The following is a 21,548-nucleotide window of genomic DNA, read 5'->3' as shown; positions in this document are numbered from 1 at the left end:
AATACTGTGATAACACATTTAAGAGGAAAGTTAATAGAAAAAAATCAATCTTATTTAATAATAGATTGTCATGGAGTAGGATATCATATTCATATCTCATCATATACCTATTCTTCTTTGTTAGAAGAAGAAGGAAAAGATATATGTATACATACTTATCTTTTTATCAAAGAGAATCAACATGTTTTGTATGGTTTTTCTGACAAAATAGAAAGAGAAATATTTTCTTATTTGATATCCGTGAATGGAATAGGGCCAAGTTCTGCTATCATGTTACTATCTTCTCTTACTCCATATGAAATCAAAGAATCTATATCTAAAGAAGATATAAAAGTATTTAACAAAGTAAAAGGAATTGGGACAAAAACAGCTCAAAGAATTATTATTGAACTAAAAGATAAATTTACTAAAGAAATTTTTTATAAAAAAGAAAAAAACGTAAAATTTTTGGAAAATACTACACCTTATTTAATCAAAAGAGAAGCTTTAAGCGCTTTGAGCAGACTTGGATTTTCTCCTCAAGAATCTAAAAAGGTTTTGGATGAGATTTTGAATGAACATCCAGAATTTTCTGTAGAAAATCTCATTAAAGAATCTTTGAAAAAATTGTAAAATCATTTTTATGATTTCCGATTTATAAAACCTGAAAAATAATATACTTTTGTTTTTTTGTGAATTCAATAATACCTCTTATTATGAAATTTTTTTATTCATCAATTATAGTGGTTCTTTTTTTATTATCCATATTTGATTTGATTGTTGGTTTAATTAATGATGCCGTTAATTTTCTCAATTCCGCTATTGGATCTAAAGTAGCTTCTCGTAAAACTATCATGATTTTTGCTAGCTTAGGTATTTTATTAGGAGCTTTTTTATCTAGCGGAATGATGGAAGTAGCAAGAAAAGGAGTTTTTGATCCTTCCTATTTTTATTTTTCAGATATTATTTTTATTTTCTTAGCGGTTATGATATCCGACATTATTTTATTGGATGTTTTTAACACTTTAGGATTACCCACTTCCACTACAGTATCTATGGTTTTTTGTTTATTAGGTGGAGCTTTCAGTATAGCTATGATTAAAATGAGTTCTCCATTAAATAATGAGCCCTTTCATCATTTAACTCTATACATTAAAGCAGAAAAAACATTAACTATTAGTATAGGTATTTTTTTATCTATTATAATTTCTTTTACTTCTGGAGCTTTCATTCACTATTTTATTCGTTCTTTATTTAGTTTTGAATATGAAAGTAAATTAAAATATGCAGGAGTGATATGGACTGCTATTTCATTGAGCAGTATGACTTATTTTCTTATTGTCAGAGGATTGCATAGTACATTACAAGGGTTTATGAATGATAATTTAACAGGATTTTCCTTATTCATTCAACATTTTATAAAATGGATTCACCATAATTTTTTTGTTTTTTTGCTCATATTATTTTCAACATGGATAATAGTCGCAAAAATATTTGTTTCTTTAGGATACAACATATTAAAATTTGTCGTATTATATGGGACTTTTTCTTTGGCTATGGCTTTTGCAGGAAATGATTTAGTCAACTTTATCGGAATCCCTATAGCTGGAATACAGTCTTATAATATATGGAAAGAAGCGGGAAGTCCTCCTGCTGAAAAATTCAATATGAAAAGCTTATCTGGAAATGTACAGGTTCCATCTTTGGTTTTGATTTTTGCAGGAATGATTATGATATTGACTCTTTGGTTCTCTAAAAAAACAAAAAACATCACTAGCACAGAGATTAATTTAAGTAGACAAAATGAAGGCCCAGAGAAATTTTTATCCAATTCTTTTTCTAGAGGAATTGTTAGATTTTTTTTATGTTTCGTTAATTATTTTTTTGAATTCTTTCCGAAAAGACTTTTGGTTAAAATAGAAAAAAATTTTAAACAAAAAAAAACACAAAAAGAAGAAAGCGTCGCTTTTGACCTAGTTAGAGCTTCTGCTAATTTAACTATATCTAGCATATTGATATCTATAGCTACGGTTCAAAAATTACCACTATCTACTACTTTCGTTACTTTTATGGTATCTATGGGGACTTCTCTTTCAGATAGAGCTTGGGACCGAGAAAGTGCTGTTTATAGAGTTTCAGGAGTGTTAAAAGTTATAAGAGGATGGTTTTTAACAGGCTTAATAGCCTTCACAATGGCAGGAGTAACGGCTGCCTTTTTATATTTTTTTAAAGCATGGGCTTTATGCTCTCTTATTTTTTTAATTGTATTTGTTTTTTACAAAAGTTATAAAAAATATCATAAAAAAATAAAAGAAGAAAAACCGCTTTTTGATACTATAGTAAATCTTACTTTGGAAACCACCTTAAACAAAACCTTTGATATTCTTAAACCTATACTTGAATATATAGAGGAAATTTATAAAAATAGTATAGAAGGAATTACTCAAGAAAATTTAAAAACTCTTCAATCTAGTAGAAATTCTTTTTTAAAAGTAAAAGAAAATTTTACAAGTATACAAAATTCTTTAATTCAAGTGATTCTAAAAACGAAAAACAGTGAACCTATTGCTGGAATTCTTTATCTACATATATACAACAAAACTAAAGAGATTATTGAATCCTCAGATATTATTACTAATCATACATTATTTCATGTTATAAATAGCCATAAACCTTTAAAATATCAACAAAAGAAAAATTTGTTAAAACTTGAAAATCTTATGATTGAACATTTTAACATCATAAAAAAAATAACAATAGATAGAAATTGTAAACAAATCCAATTTCCTTGTCCAATCCAAAATCAAATTCTAAAAAAAATAGAGGAACAAATGAATCAACAGGTCATGGGAATTATTTATAAAAAATATGGAACAAAAAACACTTTCTTAATGTTGGATCTTCTTTTGCAATCAAAAAAAATAACAGAAAATATAAAAGATATCATTCTATTGTATCACAATATTTTATCCCACATCTCCTCAAAACAAGACGCATCTTTTCTAGCTTTCTAAAAATCAAATAGTCATGATGTTGCATCCTCGTATGTCTGAAAAATCCATTCTTCCTAATACTTCAAATTCATAGTCATTTATTTTTTTTCCTAAATCTTCGGTAGAAATAAAAGGACAAGATAAGTAATTCGATAAATCTATAATATCAATACCTCCTATTTTATTGTTATCTATATGAATAAAAGGATCTTCCGGATCTCTGATATATATTTTCATCCAGGGAGGACATCGAAATACACCGTTTTTTTTTGCATATGCTTGAGAAAGCAATTCTGTCATTCCATATTCAGAGTGAATTTCCTTTACACAAAAAAATTTTTTTAAAATATTGTGTAATTCTTCTCTAATGATTTCTTTTCTTTTTCCTTTCATTCCTCCTGTCTCCATAATAATCACGTTTTCTTTATATCCATTTTTTCCCATATTTTCTATAAAATCTAATAAAGAAAAACTAAGTCCAAAAATTAAAACATTTTTTTGATCAGGTATAATCAAATTTTTCTCCTTGTAATTGGAATAGGAAAAAACAAAATCACTTCCATTTTGAATGGTTTCTTGGATCAAATATTTTACCATATAAATTAAAGAAGAATCCTTTCTATCAGTAGGAAAAAATCCTAAAAATTGAAATTTTTCTATTGGACCATAAAAGAATTCAAATCCTTTTCTAATACTGTTAATATAAACACTTAAATCAGCTACATAATGTTTACTTTTTATTCCTGTCGTTCCGCTACTAGTGAAAATAACATCTGGAATACTCGTTTGACTGCTCCAAATACAATGTGTTTTAAAAAAAGAAATAGGTAAAAAAGGAATTTCAGAAATATTTTTGATTTCCAGTGGATCTATTTTTAATGATTGAAGATAGTTTTTATAAATTTTGTTATTTGCAATTTGATAATGAAATATATCCAATGTTAAATTTTCAAATTCCTTTTTCGATAATACCGAAAAAATCTTCTTTTTAAAGTTCATTTTAAAAATAAAATTTGAAAATAAAAATATAATTCTTTCAATTTATTAAATAAATATCCTTTTTTAGAGAAAAGGAATTGAAATTCTTTTTCAAAAGAATTTTGAAAAAAACTATAAGGAATTATATCTACTTTTTGATTTGCTTCTTTTAGAAAAAAAAGACATATTGAAATATAAAAAAAATATTTAATCATGCCTAATATTCCACCACACAATCTGTCCACAGGTTTTATCCATGTAATCATCATAATAAATTCTATAATTTTTTTAGCTAAAAAAGCTAAAAAAATTATAGAAAGAAAAGAAAAAATTAGAGAAGAAATTACAAAAAAATAGGATTTTCTACTCACTACATTGACTTTTTTGACTAAATCAAATACATAGATTCCTTTATAAATAAGAATTAGAAATATCATGAATACAAAAAATTGAGAGATTAAACCTTTTTGATAACCATGATATCCCCCATATAAAACTAAAATTATAATAATTATATCTGATACTAACATAAGTAAAATGAAAAAAAAATTTATTCAACAATTTCATATTAATTGGAATAAAGTAATGTTATATATACAAAATCATTTTTCCATAGAAGGAAAAATTGATATCATTGGAATTATTTACTTAATAGGAATTCAAGAGTTAGGCAAAGGTAAAAATAGATTTTTAAATAAAGAAGATAAAATCAATATTTTACACATCGCAATATGTAGAATCCTAGAACCTTTTGGTTATTATTCGTTTCTTGGAAGAGATAAGGAAGGATGGCCACATTATGTATTGAAAACAAAGATTCCTTTTAATCAGGAAGAACAATTGTTTTTAATTAAAAAAGCTATCATTCGTTATATGAGTGAAGAAAATATTATTGAATAAATATGAATAAAAAAATAAATCAAATCAAAGAAGAAATCAAATGTTTTCATATGAAAACATTTGATGATTTAGAAACATTTCGAATTAAATTTTTAGGAAAAAAAAGAGGAATCATAACAATCTTATTCAAAGAATTAAAAAAAATATCCATCCATAAAAGAAAAATTTATGGAAAAATTATTAATGAATTAAAAAAAGAAGTTCAAGAAAAAATTTTTCTCTACAAATTCAAAAATAACATTCAAAATGAAAAAATACTTAAGTACGATCCTACTATACCTGGAAAGTCTATAGAAATAGGATCTATACATCCCCTGTCTATGATAAAAAATAGAATGATAGATATTTTTCTAAAAATTGGATTTATTCATGTAAATGGGCCTGAAATAGAAGATGATTGGCATAACTTTACGGCTTTAAATATTCCGATTTCTCATCCATCTAGAGATATGCAAGATACATTTTTTTTGTGCAAAAGTCCAGATATTTTGTTACGTACACATACTTCATCTGTACAAATACGATATATGAAAAGACATCGTCCGCCTTTTCGTGTTTTATCTGTAGGAAAAGTGTATAGAAATGAAACCATTTCATCATGTTCAAATTTCATGTTCCATCAAGCAGAAGGATTTTATATAGATAAAAAAGTTTCCTTTTCAGATTTAAAACAAACGATTCATTATTTAATAACTTCTCTTTTTGGAAAAGCAAAAATTAGATTTCGTCCTTCTTTTTTTCCATTTACAGAACCTAGTGCTGAAGTAGATATATATTGTAATAGTGAATGGTTAGAAATTATGGGTTGTGGAATGATAGACCCAGAAGTTTTGAAAAATGTAGAGATTGATCCAGAAATTTATTCTGGATTTGCTTTTGGAGTAGGGATAGAACGTTTAGCTTTAATGATTTATCAAATGAAAGATATTAGAGTTTATTTTGATAATGATATTCGTTTTTTAAGACAATTTAAAAGTGACTTTTAGACTTAAATTTTCTTTGTCGGAAAACTTCATATAAAATCACTCCACAAGCTACAGATACATTTAAAGAAGAAATTCCTCTTATTGCTGGTATTTTTGCTTTTTCGCAGGAAATTTCTAAATATTTAGGAGAAATTCCTTTTTCTTCATTTCCTACTATTAAAGCTATTGGACCTGAAAAATCAATATTGTACCAATGAATATTAGATTTTTCTGTAGCGGAAACAATTTTTAATCCAGAGTTCATTAAAAACTCTATAGTATTCTTTATATTTTTTTCTTGACATATTGGAACTTTAAATAAAGCACCTGAAGAAGTTTTGATAGAATCAGATCCAATCATTGCTGTATATTTTTTTGGAATAATAATAGCATCTGCTCCTGCGCATGCAGCAGTACGTATTATAGATCCAAAATTTCTTACATCTGTAATACGATCTAAAATAACCAAAAGTGGATTTTTCCCTTTTTCATAAAATGTAGGAAGCAAATTTTCTATTTGATAAGTTTCTACAGGAGAAAGAATAGCGAAAACACCTTGATGATTTTTATTTTTTAGTTGATAAAATTTTTCTTTCGGAACAGTTTGAATTGTAATATTTTCTTTTTTGGAAAGACTTATTAATTTTCTATAAGCATTTGATCCTTGTTTTAATCCTCTTTGTAAAAAGAGCTTACTAATAGTTTTTTTAGATCGAATAGCTTCTATCAATGGATGTATTCCATAAACAATTTTTAATTGATTCATAGACCTTAATTTTTTTGATTTTTATCAAAAATTCTAAAAATAGATTTGCTTAATAAATTTTTGATAAAAGATCGTGTAATATTTCTACAGAAAAAAAAGATAAAAAGGAAAAGAACAAAATACAAAATAGTTAGAAGTCCAAATCCAATCACATAATTTTCGAAATAAAAGGAAAGAAAAAAACATAAAGAAAGACTTCCTAAAAAAAAAATAATAATACAAAATATTAACAAAAAAAAATTAAAAAAAATTTCTGATATGATGGAAATCAATATTCTAACGATTTCATTTTTTAAAATACACCATTTCTTATGGATAAAATTTCTAATAAAAATGAACATAAAAAAATAAAAAACTTCTTAAGTTCCCAATTCATCTTCTACTTGATCCATTTTTTCTTTCTCTATTTTATTTTTTTTCCACCTGGCTTCAAAATCGGATTTTATCTGATGTACTTTTCGACCTATTTTTTTACTAATTCCCTGCAAATTATCTCTTAACTCTTCTGTTTTTTTTTCTAGTATATTTTTTATTTTTTCCTCTTTTTTTGGAGCTAACAGAATTCCCATTATTAAACCTGCCATGGTTCCTAGAATAACTCCCCAAAAAAAACTTCCTCCTCTTTTCATAAAGAATAACAATTTTATATTTTTACGGATAAATTTAATCAATTTACGCACAAAATTGTATTTGTGCATTTATGAAATATTTATCACATGTTAATTAAAAAAAATTTTCCTCTCAAAAAATTGAATACATTTGGAATAAATGTTTATGCTCGTTATTTTGTAGAAGTGAAAAGTATAGAAGAAATTCAAAAAATTTTTGACATTTATCCATCCATTCCAAAACTTTTCTTGGGAAATGGAAGTAATATTCTTTTTTTAAAAAATTATTATCCAGGATTAGTCATGAAAATGGGGATAAAAGGAAAAAAGGTGATACAGGAAAATGATTCTAAAGTCATTGTTCAAGCTTTTGCTGGTGAAAATTGGAATGAATTTGTCAAATGGACGATAAAAAAAGGATTTAGCGGATTAGAAAATTTATCATTTATTCCTGGTACAGTTGGAGCTGCCCCTATTCAAAATATTGGAGCATATGGAGCAGAAGTCAAAGATACTTTACTAAAAGTACAAGCATATGAAACAGATCATCAAAAAATAAGAGAATTTACACGTGAAGAATGTCAACTAAAATATCGTTATTCTTTTTTCAAGCATTCTCATTACAGAAATAAATTTCTAATTTTATCTGTTTCTTTTCTTTTAAGAAAGAAATATAAAAAATTGAATACATACTATGTGGAAATTCAAAAGGAATTAGAAAATATGAATATTAAAGAACCTACTATTCACGATTTAAGTAAGGCTATTTTTAATATTAGACATCGTAAACTTCCAAATCCAAAAAAAATTGGAAATGCTGGTAGTTTTTTTATAAATCCTATAGTAAGTATTTTGGATTTTCAAAAACTAAAATCTAAATATCCCGCTATTATTGGTTATGATATTTCTAATGATAAAATCAAACTATCTGCTAGCTCATTAATTGAAAATACAGGATGGAAAGGAAAAAAAATTGGAAATGTAGGAGTATATAAGAAACAACCTATAATTTTGGTAAATTATGGAAAAGCTAGTGGTATGGATATATATTATTTTTCAGAAAAAATAACAAAAGACATAAAAAAAAAGTTTAGTATTCCTTTATCAAGAGAAGTAAATATTATACGATAAGTAAAAAATGAATCAAATGATAAAAAAATTCATAAAACAATTTTTCCTTTTTTTTATTTTCATTTCCCTTTTTCAAGGAGTGTTGGGTTGTTCCGTTCCGTATAATTTGATAAAAACTTGAATTTATGTCAATGACTATAACTTTAGAAAAATCAAAACAATATATACAAAACAAAATCAAAGAAAAACCTGATTTTGGAATTTTATTATTAGGAAGTCAATTTGATAAATTGATAGAGGAAATCCAAAATCCTATATGCATTTCTTATGAAGAAATCCCCCTTCTTAAAAAATTATATGGAAAATTTCTATTTGGTCAAATAGAAGGGAAAAACGTAGTTTTTTTAATAGAACCTTTTTCTGAAGAAAATAGGATAAACAATTTTCCTATTGTTTTGTGTAAAAATATAGGAATCGATAAATTAATATTAATTAATATTTCTGGAGGAGTTAATCCAAATTACAAAATGGGAGATGTGATGTTGGTTAAAGATCATATAAATCTTTTTCCAGAAAGTCCTAATATAAAGGATTTGATCAAAAATAGATTTTGTGAAATCACAGAACCATATGATAAAAAAATGCTAGAAATTGCAGAAAATATAGCAATGAATCATAATATAATTATCCAGAAAGGAGTATATGTAGCTTTTCCTTATTCTAATTATAAAACCTATGCAGAACATGCTATGATACGATCTATGGGTGGAGATAGCGTTGGAATGGATATAGTCACAGATATCATCACTGCTAGATGTATGAATTTGAGAGTATTAGTCATATCTATTATTGTGATGAGTTTCTCTGAACCTAATAAAAAAATACAGAATTATGCAGATTATAGAAATACATTTTTTCAAGAAACGGAAAAATCTATATCTCTTCTAATATTAATAGTAAAAGAATTTATAAAACTTTGTTTATAATTCATCTCACATTAACTCCCTCAATTGATTGAGAATATTTTTCGTAATTTTTAGAAAAATATTTTTAATTTTATCGTTTTCTAAAACTCCAGGAATTCCCAAATCTGAATACTCTCGTATTTCTTGTAACATAGGAATTTCTCCAAGAAAAAAAAGATTCATTTTTTTTGAAAAATTCTTGACTCCATTTTCTCCAAAAAAATAGCATTTTTCTTTGCTTTCTTTTGTAAGAACATAAGACATATTTTCTATAATTCCAAGAATAGGAACATAAATAGATTGAATACGAAACATTCCTACTGACCTATTGACATCCGATAATGCTATTTTTTGAGATGTACTAACTATAACAATTCCTTTTAATGAAATTTCTTGCAAAAGAGATAAATGGATATCCCCTGTTCCTGGTGGTAAATCTACAATTAAAAAATCTAACTCACCCCAATCAGTTTCATGAATAAATTGTCTCAGAACTTTAGTGACCATGGGCCCTCTCCAAACAATAGCCTCTCCATATTTGGAAAAAAAACCTATAGATAAAATTTTAACTCCATAACTAATAATAGGATTTATCATCCCATTTTTATGTATCCTTGTATTAATAATATCTTTCTCTTCAATATTAAACATTAATGGAATAGAAGGACCATAGATGTCAGCGTCTAATAATCCAACATGAAAACCCATTTTCACTAAAGAAACAGCAATATTAGTTGCTATTGTGGATTTTCCAACTCCACCCTTTCCAGAAGCTACAGCTATTATGTTTTTTATTACAGGTTTGATATCTGATTTCATTTCTATTTTTATGCATATTGGATCTAATATATTTTGATTTTTGATCGAATGGGTTATATCTTTTATTAGTTTATTTTTGAAATGCATAGCTGGATTGGATAAACTCAAATAGATTATTATCTTATTATTTAATAAATCTATCTTTTTTACAAAACCAGATTCAATAATATTTTTATTATCAATAATAATAACATTTTCTAATGCTTTTTCAATTCTTTCTTTCATAGAAACATAAAGACTATTTATGACTCACAATAGTACAAAAAAAAATGGCTAGATTTAAAAAAAAATACTAAAAAAAATAGGATGGATTTCTGTATCTATAAATTTCATAATTATCATACAAAGATTATAGTTTTTAGATGGGAACATTTTTTAGAAACAACGTTTTTAGAAAAACTAATTCTTTCTGATAAAGATAAAATGCTTTTTTTATCTTTATCAGAAAAACGAAAAAGAGAATTTTTAGGAATCCGTTATGCCCTGAGATATATAGGCATGAAAATGAATATTTTTTATAATGAAAAAAGAAAACCCTTTCTTTTTTCTGAAGGAAAATATATTTCCTTAAGTCATTCTTTTGAAAAAATAGCCATAGCTATAAGTTCTTATCAGATAGGGATAGACATAGAAAAATTGCGAAAAGATAATAAAATAATTAAAATAAAGAAAAAATTTATTAGAGAGGATGAATCTATTTTTATCAATCCAAATTATGAAGAAGATTATCTGCATATTATATGGGGAATTAAAGAAAGTTTGTATAAACTAGAAGGTGGTATTTTTTACAGTTTTTTAGATCATTATAAAGTTTCTCCTTTTTGTCTGAAAAAAGATTCTTGCATATCATGCTGGATTATAAAAAAGACCTACAGTAAGAGATTTTCTGCTTTTTATAGAAAAATAGAAGAACATTACTTAGTTTATATTATAGATAAATGAATCTGATGATTGATTTGAATGATTGGATCGATATCCTTTTTTCCCCCTATTATAATAGTAATATTTTTCACATAATTTTAGAATTTACAGCTGTAGTATTTACAGTATTTAGTGTTTTTTTTGCTCAAAATAATAGTATATGGGTATATCCAATAGGAATAGTAAGTACTATAATATATAGTTATTTAACTTTTGTGATTTCTCTTTATGGTGATTTTATTATTAATCTGTATTACACGGTGATGAGTTTTTATGGATGGTATGTATGGCTATATAAAAAGGATAAAAAAAATAAAGAAATCCCTATCACTTTTTGCAATCAAAAAGATTATTTTTACACGTCTGTTTTGTTTTTATCTACCTGTATTTTCAGTATGATGGTTTATTATTTTCATGGAAAACTTAAATCGTATTTTGATTGGATGGATGTATTAACAACAGGTATTTATTTTTCTGGGATGTATCAAATGGCTATGAAAAAAGTAGAAAATTGGATATTTTGGATGTTTGGAAACGTTATTTCCGTTCCTCTTTATTTTTTGAAAGGTTTTGTATTGACAGGAATTTTATTTATCTTTCTTGTTCTATTGGCTGTAGCAGGATTTTTTCTTTGGAAGAAAAAAGCACTCATTTTATTAATTGATTCACAACATCATTAATATTATCGTATTCTTTTTCTGTCCTTTCTTTAAGATTTTTGACTCTTATTTTATTTCTTTTAATTTCATTTTTTCCTATACTAATAGTAAATGGAATATTATTGTCATTAGCATATCTAAATTGTTTTCCTATTTTAACAGCATGAGGATATAATTGAGTGGAAATTCCTTTTTTCCTCAAAAACTTTACCATTTTATATGCATACAAAACCTCTTCATCTCCAAAATTAATAAACAAAACTTTTGAAGGATAATTTGAAATAGTTTGGAACAAATTTTTTTTTTCCATAGCTAAATAAATTCTATCTAAACCTAAAGAAACTCCTACTCCATAAATATTTTTCATTCCAAATAAATTAGCTAATTGATCATACCTTCCACCTCCACCAATAGAAATCAAATTTGAATAACCATTATTATGGAATGGAACAATTTCTAATATTGTACCTGTATAATAATTCATCCCCCTGGCTAAAGAAATATTCCATTCCAATTTTGTGTTTTGTAAAGAAATTCTCTTTATATTTTGATAAATAAAACTCAAATCTTTGATCCCCTTTTTTCCTTTTTTAGAATATTGAAAGGCTACAGTCAAATGTTTTTCTTTTTTAGAAAAACTATCTTTCATATCGAAAAAAAATGCTATTTTATCAAATGATTGAGATGAAATCCCTTTACTAAGCATTTCTTTTTTAACTAAATCTCGTCCAATTTTATTCCATTTATCTAAAGATGTAGTAAAATCTTTCCATAAATTATTTTTTATACCAGAAATTTCAACTAATCCTCCTAATATATCTCTATGATTAATATAGATGATGATAGGAAAATTCAGTTTTGTAAAAATTTCGTCACAAAGTTGAATTAATTCTATTTCTTCCCATAAAGACCAAGATGATGAAATAATATCTGCATCACATTGATAAAACTCTCTAAATCTTCCTTTTTGAGGTTTATCAGAACGCCATACAGGTTGAATTTGATATCTTTTAAAAGGAAAAACAATTTCATTTTTATGCATGACCACATAACGTACAAAAGGAACCGTTAAATCATATCGAAGAGCTTTATTAGATATCTGTTCAGCCAAAAATTTTGCAACATCAACCGTTTTTTCCTTACTATTGATTTTTCTAAAAACATCTGAAATTCTTTTTTTTAAAACATTGCCTGAATGAAGTAATTTAAACATCAAATAATCTCCTTCTTCTCCATATTTACCAACAAGAGTAGAAATTTTTTCAAAAGAAGGAGTTTCTATCGGACAAAAACCAAAAAGTTCAAACTTTTCTCTAATAGCTTGAATTAAATAATTTCGTTTACTCATCTCAATTGATGAAAAATCCCTGGTTCCTTTGGGAATATTAGGTAATTTCATAGAATATATTATGAAAAATGTTAAAAGTCATTGAACTTTTCATTTTTATGATTTTCTTTTCTAATAGTACGCTTTTTGAATATTTTTTCATTTTCATTGTATGAAATAGGGAGATCAAAACTATCTTCTAGCATCATATATTTTTTTTTATGTTTTGTTTCTAAAAAATCGGAATCAATAGCTTGATCGAAAATGCTTTTTTTTTGATTTAATGAAAAATTTTCTTTCTTATTCTTATAAGTATAAGAAGATTTTTCTGAATGATTTGAATTTGTAGAATAAGAAGGATCTATTCGTTTAGAATAAGGTTTAGAATAAGAATTAATTTCTTCTGCTTTTGTTAATCTTTGCTCATAAGGTTCTTCCAACCTATGAAAAATTTTTTTTTCTTCGTGATTAATGGCTCTCTGAATTTCCGTAGGAAATCCTGTTGCTACTATAGTTACTGAAATACTTTCTTCCAAACTTTCGTCTTCTCCTATTCCCATAATAATGTTAGCATTGTTTCCTGCTTCGGTTTGTATATAATCACTGATAATTCCAATTTCATCTATAGTAATTTCTATTCTTCCTGAAACAATAAGCAAAAGAACATTTTTAGCTCCCGTTATCTTATTATCATTCAATAATGGAGAATCCAAGGCTTGTACAACGGCCTCTTTTGCTCTATTTTCACCAACAGAAATAGCAGAACCCATAACTGCTGTTCCACTTTCTTTCAGAACGGTTCTAGTATCTCTTAAATCTATATTTTGTTTATAATGGTGAGTGATAACTTCTGCAATCCCTTTAGCCGCACTGGTTAAAACTTCATCTGCTTTTGCAAATCCAGCTTTAAATCCTAAATTCCCATATAATTCTCTCAATTTATCATTATTAATCACAATGAGAGAATCCACATTTTTTCTTAATGCTTCTATTCCTTTTTGAGCTTGTTGTAATCTCATTTTCCCTTCGAAATGAAATGGAATTGTTACGATTCCTACAGTCAGGATCCCTTTTTCTTTAGAAATTCCTGCAATAATTGGAGCAGCGCCTGTTCCCGTTCCACCACCCATTCCTGCTGTAATGAATGTCATCTTAGTATTAGAATCTAGAACACTTTTTATTTCTTCCAAACTTTCTAAAGCAGCTTTTTCTCCTACTTCTGGATCTGCTCCAGCACCTAGACCTTCCGTAATCGAAGCTCCTAATTGAATTTTTACAGGGACTGGGTTATTATTTAAAGCTTGCGCATCCGTATTACATGCTATGAAATCGACGCCAGTAATTCCTTGTTCAAACATGTGACTTAAAGCATTACTCCCTCCACCTCCTACTCCAATTACTTTGATTGCTGCTGAACGATTTTTCGGAAATCCAAATTGAACGTTCTCTTTTTTTTGTATAAAATCTTCTTTTTTCATTTCATTGTTTATTATTCTGTGTCATTCAATATTTGACGGAATTTATCTGCCCAAATTTCAAGAAAAGATTTTGATTTTGTTTTATTTTTTTTCTTTGAATGATCCGAATTCTCTTCATAATTTAATTTCCGGTTTTTATTATAAAATTTTGTAGAAATAAATTCAGAAGTGTGATTTTCATCATGTTTATGTCCCATATCTGTTGCACAAAGATATTTTTTTTTATCATCAAGTCCTTTAATGACTAAACCTATAGACGTTGCATATTCTGGATTGCTTATAAGACCGTTTTCTCCTCCTGCAATATGTTCATTAGAATAACCTATACGGACATCCATTCCAGTAATATATTCCGTTAAAGGACGAATATGTTTTAATTGAGAACCACCTCCTGTCATAACTAATCCTGCAATCAGTCTTTTCTTTTGTTCTTCATTTCCATAATTTTTGATTTCTAGATTGACTTGTTCCAAAATTTCACATCCTCGTTTATGGATAATTTGAGAAAGATGTTTCAAAGAAATTTCTTTAGGTTCACGACCTCTTAATCCAGGAATACAAACAATTTCTGTCTCTTTATTTTCTCCAGGCCATGCAGATCCAAATTTGATTTTTAGTAATTCTGCTTGTCGTTCAATAATCAAACAATCTGTTTTAATATTTTCAGTAATAACATTTCCTCCGAAAGGGATGACAGCAGTGTGACGAATAATGTTATCTTTAAATATAGCAATATCAGTGGTCCCTCCTCCTATATCCACTAAGGCTACACCAGCTTCTCTTTCTTCGGTGCTTAATACAGCTTCTGCAGAGGCTAAAGGTTCTAAAGTCATTCCAGCTAAATTCAATCCTGCTGCTTTGACACATCTTCCAATATTACGAATAGAAGAAATTTGTCCTACCACTACATGAAAATTTGCTTCTAAACGACTTCCATACATACCTATTGGTTCTCCTATTTCTGCTTGGCTATCGACTTTATATTCTTGTGGAAGGACATGAATTATTTCTTCTCCTGGAAGCATCACCAATTTATGAACTTGATCTATTAATTTTTGTATATCTTTTTGATTGATTACATTTTCAAAATCTAATCTAGTAATATAATCATTATGTTGTAGACTTCTAATATGTTGCCCTGCTATTCCAACAATAACTTCTTTTATTTTTAAACCAGAACTATGTTCTGCTTCAGATACGGCTTCACGAATAGCTTCAATTGTTTGAGTTATATTGTTGACAACCCCTCTATGCACCCCTATACTTTTAGATCTACCTATGCCTAAGATCTCAATTTTATTATATTCATTTCTCCTTCCTACCATAGCTACAATCTTTGTGGTCCCCACATCAAGACCTATAGCTATATCTTGATATTCCATAGACTTATCTTTTTTTTGCGACTACTTGGTCTTTATATTGCAAATCAATATATTTATATTGATTAGTATCTATTTTATTTAGGTACTGCTTATAAAAAGCTTTTAATTTATTCAATTTATTTTTAAAATCCTTGATATTTCCTAATATAATATGATGATTTCCTATTTTGGGGATTAAAATAAATGAGTTATGATCATTTTTTTTGATGCTAATGATTTGGTTTTTGAGTAGTTCATCAGAGTTTATAAATTTGACCAAGTCAGCTAAATATTTTTTTTCTTTTTTTGAAAAAGGTCCTTTTGCTAAAATAACTTTTGACGAATAAAAAGGAGAAAGTTCTAAAACTTCTGCATCTTTGGTCAGATAATATTCTTGATTCCCATTTTTTATTCTTAAAATGGGTTCTTTCTGCCAAATTTTTATATTTAGGGTTCCATCTACACTAAGAAACACTTCAGATCTTTTTACAAAAGGATAATTATTTAATTTTTTTTCCATTCTCAATATACATAATTGACCGATTTTTTTTTCAATTTTTTCTATTTTATAAAATAGAATATTTTTAATGATTTCTTCATTTACAAAATGATCTTTAGATAAGGGATCAATGACGATATTGAACTTTTTTAAGTTTCTGTTTTGATGTGTTTTTTGAGAAAAATAAAAAAGAAAGACCATACAAATTATATATAATAATAATATCAGGATAAAGGATTTATTTTTCATTTATCCATATTGTTTATACAACCATTTTTTTATAGGAATAATTAAGGTATCTATATCACCAGCTCCTATTGTAAGAATAATATCAAAATGTTTCTGTTTTTCTTTAATTTTTTCTAAAACTTTGGATAAGGTCGATATTTCTTTAGAACTCATTTTTATTTTTTCTAATAAACTATTCGAATTAATTCCATTCATGGGAAATTCTCTAGCTGGATAAATATCTAATAAGATTAAAATATCAAGATGTTCTAAACTTCTCGCAAAAGATTCTTCAAAAAATTTAGTTCTACTAAATAAATGAGGTTGAAAAACACCCAATATTTTTTTATTTGGAAAAGACTCTTTAACAGTATGAATCAAAGCATTTATTTCTGTAGGATGATGTGCATAATCATCTATATATATTTTCTTTTTGGATTGATAATGTATGGAGTATCTTCTTTTGATTCCTTTAAATAGAAACAAAGCTTTTCTTACTTTTTCTTTATTAATTTTTAGATAGTCAGATATAGCTAATGCTGCTGTTACGTTTTTTAAATTGTGTATGCCTGGAATAGGTAATGGCAAAGATTTCCATGTTCCTGTAGGAGTATGAAAATCAAAATACCATTTATTTTTTTTTCTAGAAAAATGATTCGAATAATAATTTGCTTTTTCTATCACTGAATAATAAATTGCGTTTATTGATGGAAAAGACTCTTCTTGACAAAGAAATATTTTTTTATATGGTTTTTTTATTCTTTTTAAAAAAGCTAGATAAGCCTTTTTCAAAGTCTCTTTTTTTGGATAAGTATCCACATGATCCTGGTCAAAAGACGTAACACATGCTATATTAGGGGATAAATATAAAAAAGAACGATCAAATTCGTCTGCTTCTACCAAAAAAATTTTAGTTCCATTCAATATTATGTTAGATTGATAATTCTCAGATATTCCTCCTAAAAAAGCAGTAACATGAATTCCTGCACTATATAAAATATGTCCTAACAAGGTACAAGTGGTTGTTTTTCCATGTGTCCCTCCTATGGCTATACAAATTTCATTTTCTGTGATCAAGGACAATACCTGAGAACGTTTTTTTATATTTTTTCCATATTTTTTTAAATAGATCCATTGTTGATGATGATTAGGAATGGCTGGAGTATACACAATCAAACATTGTTTAGACAGTACCCATTTAGGTAATATTTCTATAGAATCATGATAATTGATGGATATTCCCTCTTTTTCTAATTTTTTAGTCAAAAAAGTTCTTCTTTGATCATGACCACAAACTGTTTTTCCCATAGCATGAAAATATCTAGCAAGGGAACTCATCCCCATTCCTCCTATTCCTAGAAAATAAAAAAAATCAACTTGATTTAAGTTCATAAAATAATTTGTAAAATCTCATAGACAATATCATTTGTAGCTTTAGGTTTTCCTAATTGCAGGATATTTCTACTCATTTTTTTTTTCATACTGGAATCATTCACTAATTGTATAGTTGAATCGACTAATTTTTGCTCTATTTCCTCATTTTTAATGATTAAAGCAGCCTCTTTTTCTTCTAATATTTTAGCATTTCTATTTTGATGATCATCGGAAGACCAAGGAAAAGGAATTAATATGTATGGTTTTCCTATTAAACATATTTCTGATATAGTTAAAGCTCCAGCTCTAGATACAATAAGATCTGCAGCAGCATAACATATCGGTATATTTTCAATAAAATCCATTAAAATAAAATTAGAATGATGAGACATTTTATTTTTTTTTATTCTGTGAATATCTAATTTACCAACTTGCCAAATAAGTTGCATATCTAATTTTATTAGTTTTTTTAACCCTTTTATCCAAGCATTATTCATACTATTGGAACCTTGACTCCCTCCTATAGATAAAATAATAGGTCTTTCTACTTTTAATCCTAAATGAATACAAGCTTTTTCTTTACTAGGTAATTGAAAGATTCCAGATCTAACTGGATTTCCAGTTATTATGGTTTTTTCTTTTGGAAAATATTTCTTAGCTTGCTCATAAGCAACACATACCTTATGAGCATAACGAGAAAATATTCTATTAGTTAATCCAGGAAAAGAGTTCTGTTCTTGAATAAGAATAGGTATTTTATTTTTTTTTGCAGCATATAAAGTAGGAAAACTTACAAATCCACCTGTTCCAACAACTATGTCTGGAGAAAATTTTTTGATAATTTTATTTACCAAGAAAAAACTATATATCAATTGTATAGATAAAATAAAACCTTCTACAGAAAAAAATTTATCTTTTCCTCCTGAAATACAAATTCCTTCAATAGAATATCCAAACTTAGGAATTTCTTTCATTTCCATATGATTTTTAGATCCAATAAACAAAATATTGGTTTCTGGAATTTGTTTTTTAAGTTCGTCTGCAATAGCTATTCCCGGATAGATGTGTCCACCGGTCCCTCCACTCCCAATAATTATTCTGGGTGAAATATTATTGTTCATTATGAATTATAATTTTATTAGTTGAATTATCATATATAATTCGACTAACACTTAATATGATCCCAAAACTAAAAAAAGTAACCCACATGGAAGTCCCTCCAGCACTAATTAGTGGTAAAGTTTGTCCTGTGACTGGAAATAAACCAACAGCTATTCCCATATTAATGAGTGCTTGATTAATAATAGGTAACCCAACAGCTAATACCAATAAAGAGCAAAAATAATTTTGAACCTTCGTAGCTATTACCATAATTCTAAGTAAAATTAGTAGATAAATAAATAAAAGAATTACTCCTCCAACAGATCCATATTCTTCTATTATAATAGCATAAATAAAATCAGAAGAAGATTGTGGAAGAAAAGCCTTTAAAACACTTTTTCCAGGTCCACGACCAAATTTATTTCCTAAAACAATAGCCGTTTTAGATTGTTTCATTTGATAACTTTCTTCAGATTCATGATCCAAAAATTTTTCTATACGACTTTTCCATGTATAAACTCTATTCATAGGATTTTTATCTCCCCATTTTATAACAGAGTAAATATAGATTCCTGCAAATAGAACCCCCATCAATAAAATTCCCATAACACCTGTTAATGGATATCCACCTATAAAAAGTAAAATTAAAACGGAGATAAAAACAATAATTGCAGTAGAACCATTAGCTGGGAAAATCAATCCAATAATAAAAAATATAGGAAACAATAAGGGAAAAAAAGAGTTTATAAAATTTATACGTTCTTTTTTTTTCTTAGCCAAATATTTAGCACAATAAATAAAAAGAACTAATCCAGCAATGCTGGAAGTTTGAAAAGATATATTAATAATGGGAATGTGCAACCAACGAGAAGCATTGACCCCATCCAATTCTTTTCCTTGACTAATAGTAAAAACTAATAAAATGAACACTACAGGCATAGAAAGTATAGACATCCGATAAAAATATTTATAGTCTATAAATTGAGTGAAAAAAAGAATGCAAAAACCAACTAACAAAAAAAGAGCATGTTTTAACAAATAACTAAAAACTGTATTTGTTCCTCCATATGTAGTCACTAAATTAGTACTGGCGGAATATACTGGTAAAAAAGAAAATATAGCCAATAAAGAGATGAAAGCCCATAGATATCTATCTCCTTTTAGATATTTATTGAAAAAAACATCTATTTTTCTCATATTTTTTCAGAAAAAAGTTTTCTGACTTCTTTTTTAAATTTATTTCCTCTTTCTTTATAATCTTTAAAAAGATCAAAACTAGAACAAGCAGGAGATAGCAAAATATTATCTCCATGAAAAGACAATATGTAAGCCATGTAAACAGCTTTTTGAATACTTTTAGTTTCCAAAATGATATCAATAATATTTTTAAAAAAATTTATAATTTTTTCATTATTCATTCCCAAACAAATTATAGCTTTTACTTTTTCTTTAACTAAGGGAATTAATTCTATATAATCGTTTCCTTTATCTTTTCCTCCTGCTATCCATATAACAGGTCCGTTTATACTTTTTAATGCATAAAAAACAGCATTAACATTTGTGGCTTTAGAATCATTGATAAATTGAACTCCATTGATTTTTAGTATTTTTTCCATACGATGTTCTATAGGCTTTAATTTTAATATCATAGGAATTATTGATTCTTTTTTTATGTTTAATATTTCGGATATCATTAATGAAGCCATAATATTATATAGATTATGATCTCCTATTAAAGGAATATCTTTCACATTGAAAAAACAGATTTCTTGATTTTTTTGATTTCGAATAAATATTTTGTTATTTTTTATGTAAGCGCCAATATCTAATTCTTTTTTTATAGAAAAAGGAATACAGTTAGAAAAAATAGGATACTTTTTTAATCCCTTTCTTATGAGAGGATCATCATGATTATAAATGAAAATATCTTCTTTTTTTTGCAAAGTTGCTATTTTAAATTTAGAATACATGTAACTTTCAATATCATCATATCTATTTAAATGATCTTTTGTAATATTTAATAAAACTGCAATATCTGATCGAAAACTGTAACAATCATCCAGTTGAAAACTACTTACTTCCAATACATAAACATTTTTTTTTTTTATAATTTCTTTAGAAAAACTACGTCCAATATTTCCTGCTATTCCAACATCAATTCCTTCTCTTTTAAGAATTTGATAAATTATGGAACTGGTCGTTGTTTTTCCATTACTTCCTGTTATACTTATTACATAGGAGTGATTTAGATAACTTTTTCCAAATTCTAATTCGGATTGAATGGGAATCCCAAAAAAATTAATTCTTTTTATAAAAGAATTTTTACTAGAAATTCCAGGGCTTTTTATTATTTTGATAGCTTTTTGAATTATTATACTTTCTGTATGCCCTTTTTCCTCAAAAGGAATTTCATTTTGAATTAAAATTCTTTTGTATTTCTTCAAAAGAATTCCTGAATCAGACAAAAATATTTTTAATCCATTTTTTTTAGCTAATAAAGCGGCTCCTACACCACTTTCTCCTCCACCCAATATTACTATTAATTTTTTTTTCATT

At 26.7% G+C, this 21,548-nt stretch carries 21 protein-coding genes; 8 read left to right on the top strand and 13 right to left on the bottom strand.

Annotated elements, in window-relative coordinates; all coding sequences use genetic code 11:
* The first annotated feature begins 6 nt into the window (after nucleotides 1–6).
* Nucleotides 7–612, top strand: a complete 606-nt coding sequence (gene ruvA, locus H0H68_RS01380; RefSeq protein WP_185853575.1) for a Holliday junction branch migration protein RuvA — start codon at nucleotides 7–9, stop codon at nucleotides 610–612.
* 83 nt (nucleotides 613–695) lie between these two features.
* Nucleotides 696–2,993 carry an inorganic phosphate transporter gene (locus tag H0H68_RS01375; protein WP_185853624.1) on the top strand — a complete coding sequence of 766 codons (2,298 nt, stop codon included), beginning with the start codon at nucleotides 696–698 and terminating at the stop codon, nucleotides 2,991–2,993.
* A 3-nt stretch (nucleotides 2,994–2,996) separates the two neighbouring features.
* Here the strand turns inward: H0H68_RS01375 and H0H68_RS01370 are convergent, their stop codons facing one another.
* Together H0H68_RS01370 and H0H68_RS01365 are read right to left on the bottom strand one after the other, a co-directional pair.
* Complete coding sequence (locus H0H68_RS01370; protein WP_185853574.1) at nucleotides 2,997–3,971, bottom strand: LuxE/PaaK family acyltransferase; 975 nt, start codon at nucleotides 3,969–3,971, stop codon at nucleotides 2,997–2,999.
* Complete coding sequence (locus H0H68_RS01365) at nucleotides 3,968–4,480, bottom strand: CvpA family protein (RefSeq protein WP_185853573.1); 513 nt, start codon at nucleotides 4,478–4,480, stop codon at nucleotides 3,968–3,970. The genes H0H68_RS01370 and H0H68_RS01365 overlap by 4 nt, the downstream gene beginning before the upstream one ends.
* 7 nt (nucleotides 4,481–4,487) lie before the next feature.
* Here H0H68_RS01365 and H0H68_RS01360 point away from each other — a divergent pair, with 7 nt between their 5' ends.
* Nucleotides 4,488–4,850, top strand: coding sequence for a hypothetical protein (locus H0H68_RS01360; protein ID WP_185853572.1), 363 nt, complete (start codon nucleotides 4,488–4,490; stop codon nucleotides 4,848–4,850).
* A 2-nt stretch (nucleotides 4,851–4,852) separates the two neighbouring features.
* The gene (gene pheS / locus H0H68_RS01355; protein WP_185853571.1) at nucleotides 4,853–5,836 is read left to right on the top strand and encodes a phenylalanine--tRNA ligase subunit alpha; all 984 of its coding nucleotides are present in this window, start codon (nucleotides 4,853–4,855) and stop codon (nucleotides 5,834–5,836) included.
* On the opposite strand, the gene rlmB is transcribed toward pheS, so the two are convergent.
* Together rlmB and H0H68_RS01345 are read right to left on the bottom strand one after the other, a co-directional pair.
* Complete coding sequence (rlmB, locus tag H0H68_RS01350) at nucleotides 5,820–6,581, bottom strand: 23S rRNA (guanosine(2251)-2'-O)-methyltransferase RlmB (RefSeq protein WP_185853570.1); 762 nt, start codon at nucleotides 6,579–6,581, stop codon at nucleotides 5,820–5,822. The genes pheS and rlmB overlap by 17 nt on opposite strands.
* A gap of 359 nt (nucleotides 6,582–6,940) precedes the next feature.
* Nucleotides 6,941–7,210 (bottom strand): YtxH domain-containing protein, encoded by a 270-nt coding sequence (locus H0H68_RS01345; protein WP_185853569.1) that lies wholly within the window; start codon nucleotides 7,208–7,210, stop codon nucleotides 6,941–6,943.
* 87 nt (nucleotides 7,211–7,297) lie between these two features.
* Between H0H68_RS01345 and murB the strand changes: the two genes are divergently transcribed.
* Nucleotides 7,298–8,320: a UDP-N-acetylmuramate dehydrogenase gene (gene murB, locus H0H68_RS01340; protein ID WP_185853568.1), complete on the top strand. Its 1,023-nt coding sequence runs from the start codon at nucleotides 7,298–7,300 to the stop codon at nucleotides 8,318–8,320.
* Between the two features lie 125 nt (nucleotides 8,321–8,445).
* Nucleotides 8,446–9,246 carry a purine-nucleoside phosphorylase gene (locus H0H68_RS01335; protein WP_185853567.1) on the top strand — a complete coding sequence of 267 codons (801 nt, stop codon included), beginning with the start codon at nucleotides 8,446–8,448 and terminating at the stop codon, nucleotides 9,244–9,246.
* Between the two features lie 6 nt (nucleotides 9,247–9,252).
* Here H0H68_RS01335 and H0H68_RS01330 read toward each other — a convergent pair whose 3' ends face one another.
* Entirely contained in the window at nucleotides 9,253–10,269 is a 1,017-nt protein-coding gene (locus H0H68_RS01330; protein WP_185853566.1) for an Mrp/NBP35 family ATP-binding protein, read from the bottom strand.
* An 81-nt stretch (nucleotides 10,270–10,350) separates the two neighbouring features.
* Here H0H68_RS01330 and H0H68_RS01325 point away from each other — a divergent pair, with 81 nt between their 5' ends.
* Both H0H68_RS01325 and pnuC read left to right on the top strand, forming a co-directional pair.
* Nucleotides 10,351–10,986: a 4'-phosphopantetheinyl transferase family protein gene (locus H0H68_RS01325; protein ID WP_185853565.1), complete on the top strand. Its 636-nt coding sequence runs from the start codon at nucleotides 10,351–10,353 to the stop codon at nucleotides 10,984–10,986.
* Nucleotides 10,983–11,645, top strand: coding sequence for a nicotinamide riboside transporter PnuC (pnuC, locus tag H0H68_RS01320; RefSeq protein WP_394366744.1), 663 nt, complete (start codon nucleotides 10,983–10,985; stop codon nucleotides 11,643–11,645). The genes H0H68_RS01325 and pnuC overlap by 4 nt, the downstream gene beginning before the upstream one ends.
* Here the strand turns inward: pnuC and hisS are convergent.
* From hisS to murD, 8 genes are read right to left on the bottom strand one after another with little or no spacing between them, the layout of a single operon-like run.
* Nucleotides 11,614–13,023, bottom strand: a complete 1,410-nt coding sequence (hisS, locus tag H0H68_RS01315) for a histidine--tRNA ligase (protein ID WP_185853564.1) — start codon at nucleotides 13,021–13,023, stop codon at nucleotides 11,614–11,616. The two genes, pnuC and hisS, sit on opposite strands and share 32 nt — an antisense overlap.
* Before the next feature lie 20 nt (nucleotides 13,024–13,043).
* On the bottom strand, nucleotides 13,044–14,429 hold the full coding sequence (gene ftsZ / locus H0H68_RS01310) for a cell division protein FtsZ (protein ID WP_185853563.1): 1,386 nt from the start codon (nucleotides 14,427–14,429) through the stop codon (nucleotides 13,044–13,046).
* Between the two features lie 11 nt (nucleotides 14,430–14,440).
* Nucleotides 14,441–15,811: a cell division protein FtsA gene (ftsA, locus tag H0H68_RS01305; protein WP_185853562.1), complete on the bottom strand. Its 1,371-nt coding sequence runs from the start codon at nucleotides 15,809–15,811 to the stop codon at nucleotides 14,441–14,443.
* Nucleotides 15,812–15,815: 4 nt separating this feature from the next.
* Nucleotides 15,816–16,490, bottom strand: a complete 675-nt coding sequence (locus tag H0H68_RS01300; RefSeq protein ID WP_238783975.1) for a cell division protein FtsQ/DivIB — start codon at nucleotides 16,488–16,490, stop codon at nucleotides 15,816–15,818.
* Nucleotides 16,491–16,538: 48 nt separating this feature from the next.
* The gene (murC, locus tag H0H68_RS01295; RefSeq protein WP_185853560.1) at nucleotides 16,539–17,909 is read right to left on the bottom strand and encodes a UDP-N-acetylmuramate--L-alanine ligase; all 1,371 of its coding nucleotides are present in this window, start codon (nucleotides 17,907–17,909) and stop codon (nucleotides 16,539–16,541) included.
* A complete protein-coding gene (murG, locus tag H0H68_RS01290) occupies nucleotides 17,906–19,012 on the bottom strand; it encodes an undecaprenyldiphospho-muramoylpentapeptide beta-N-acetylglucosaminyltransferase (RefSeq protein ID WP_185853559.1) in 1,107 nt (368 codons plus the stop codon). Before murG ends, murC begins: the two co-directional genes overlap by 4 nt.
* A complete protein-coding gene (locus tag H0H68_RS01285) occupies nucleotides 19,002–20,189 on the bottom strand; it encodes an FtsW/RodA/SpoVE family cell cycle protein (protein ID WP_185853558.1) in 1,188 nt (395 codons plus the stop codon). The genes murG and H0H68_RS01285 overlap by 11 nt, the downstream gene beginning before the upstream one ends.
* Nucleotides 20,186–21,547, bottom strand: a complete 1,362-nt coding sequence (gene murD, locus H0H68_RS01280; protein ID WP_185853557.1) for a UDP-N-acetylmuramoyl-L-alanine--D-glutamate ligase — start codon at nucleotides 21,545–21,547, stop codon at nucleotides 20,186–20,188. The genes H0H68_RS01285 and murD overlap by 4 nt, the downstream gene beginning before the upstream one ends.
* Nucleotide 21,548 lies beyond the last annotated feature (1 nt).

The organism is Blattabacterium cuenoti, from assembly GCF_014251555.1.
In the GTDB taxonomy this organism is placed as follows: Bacteria; Bacteroidota; Bacteroidia; order Flavobacteriales; family Blattabacteriaceae; genus Blattabacterium; species Blattabacterium cuenoti_P.
Note: the sequence above shows the minus strand (reverse complement) of the source record. Positions and strands in the feature narration are given on the sequence as shown.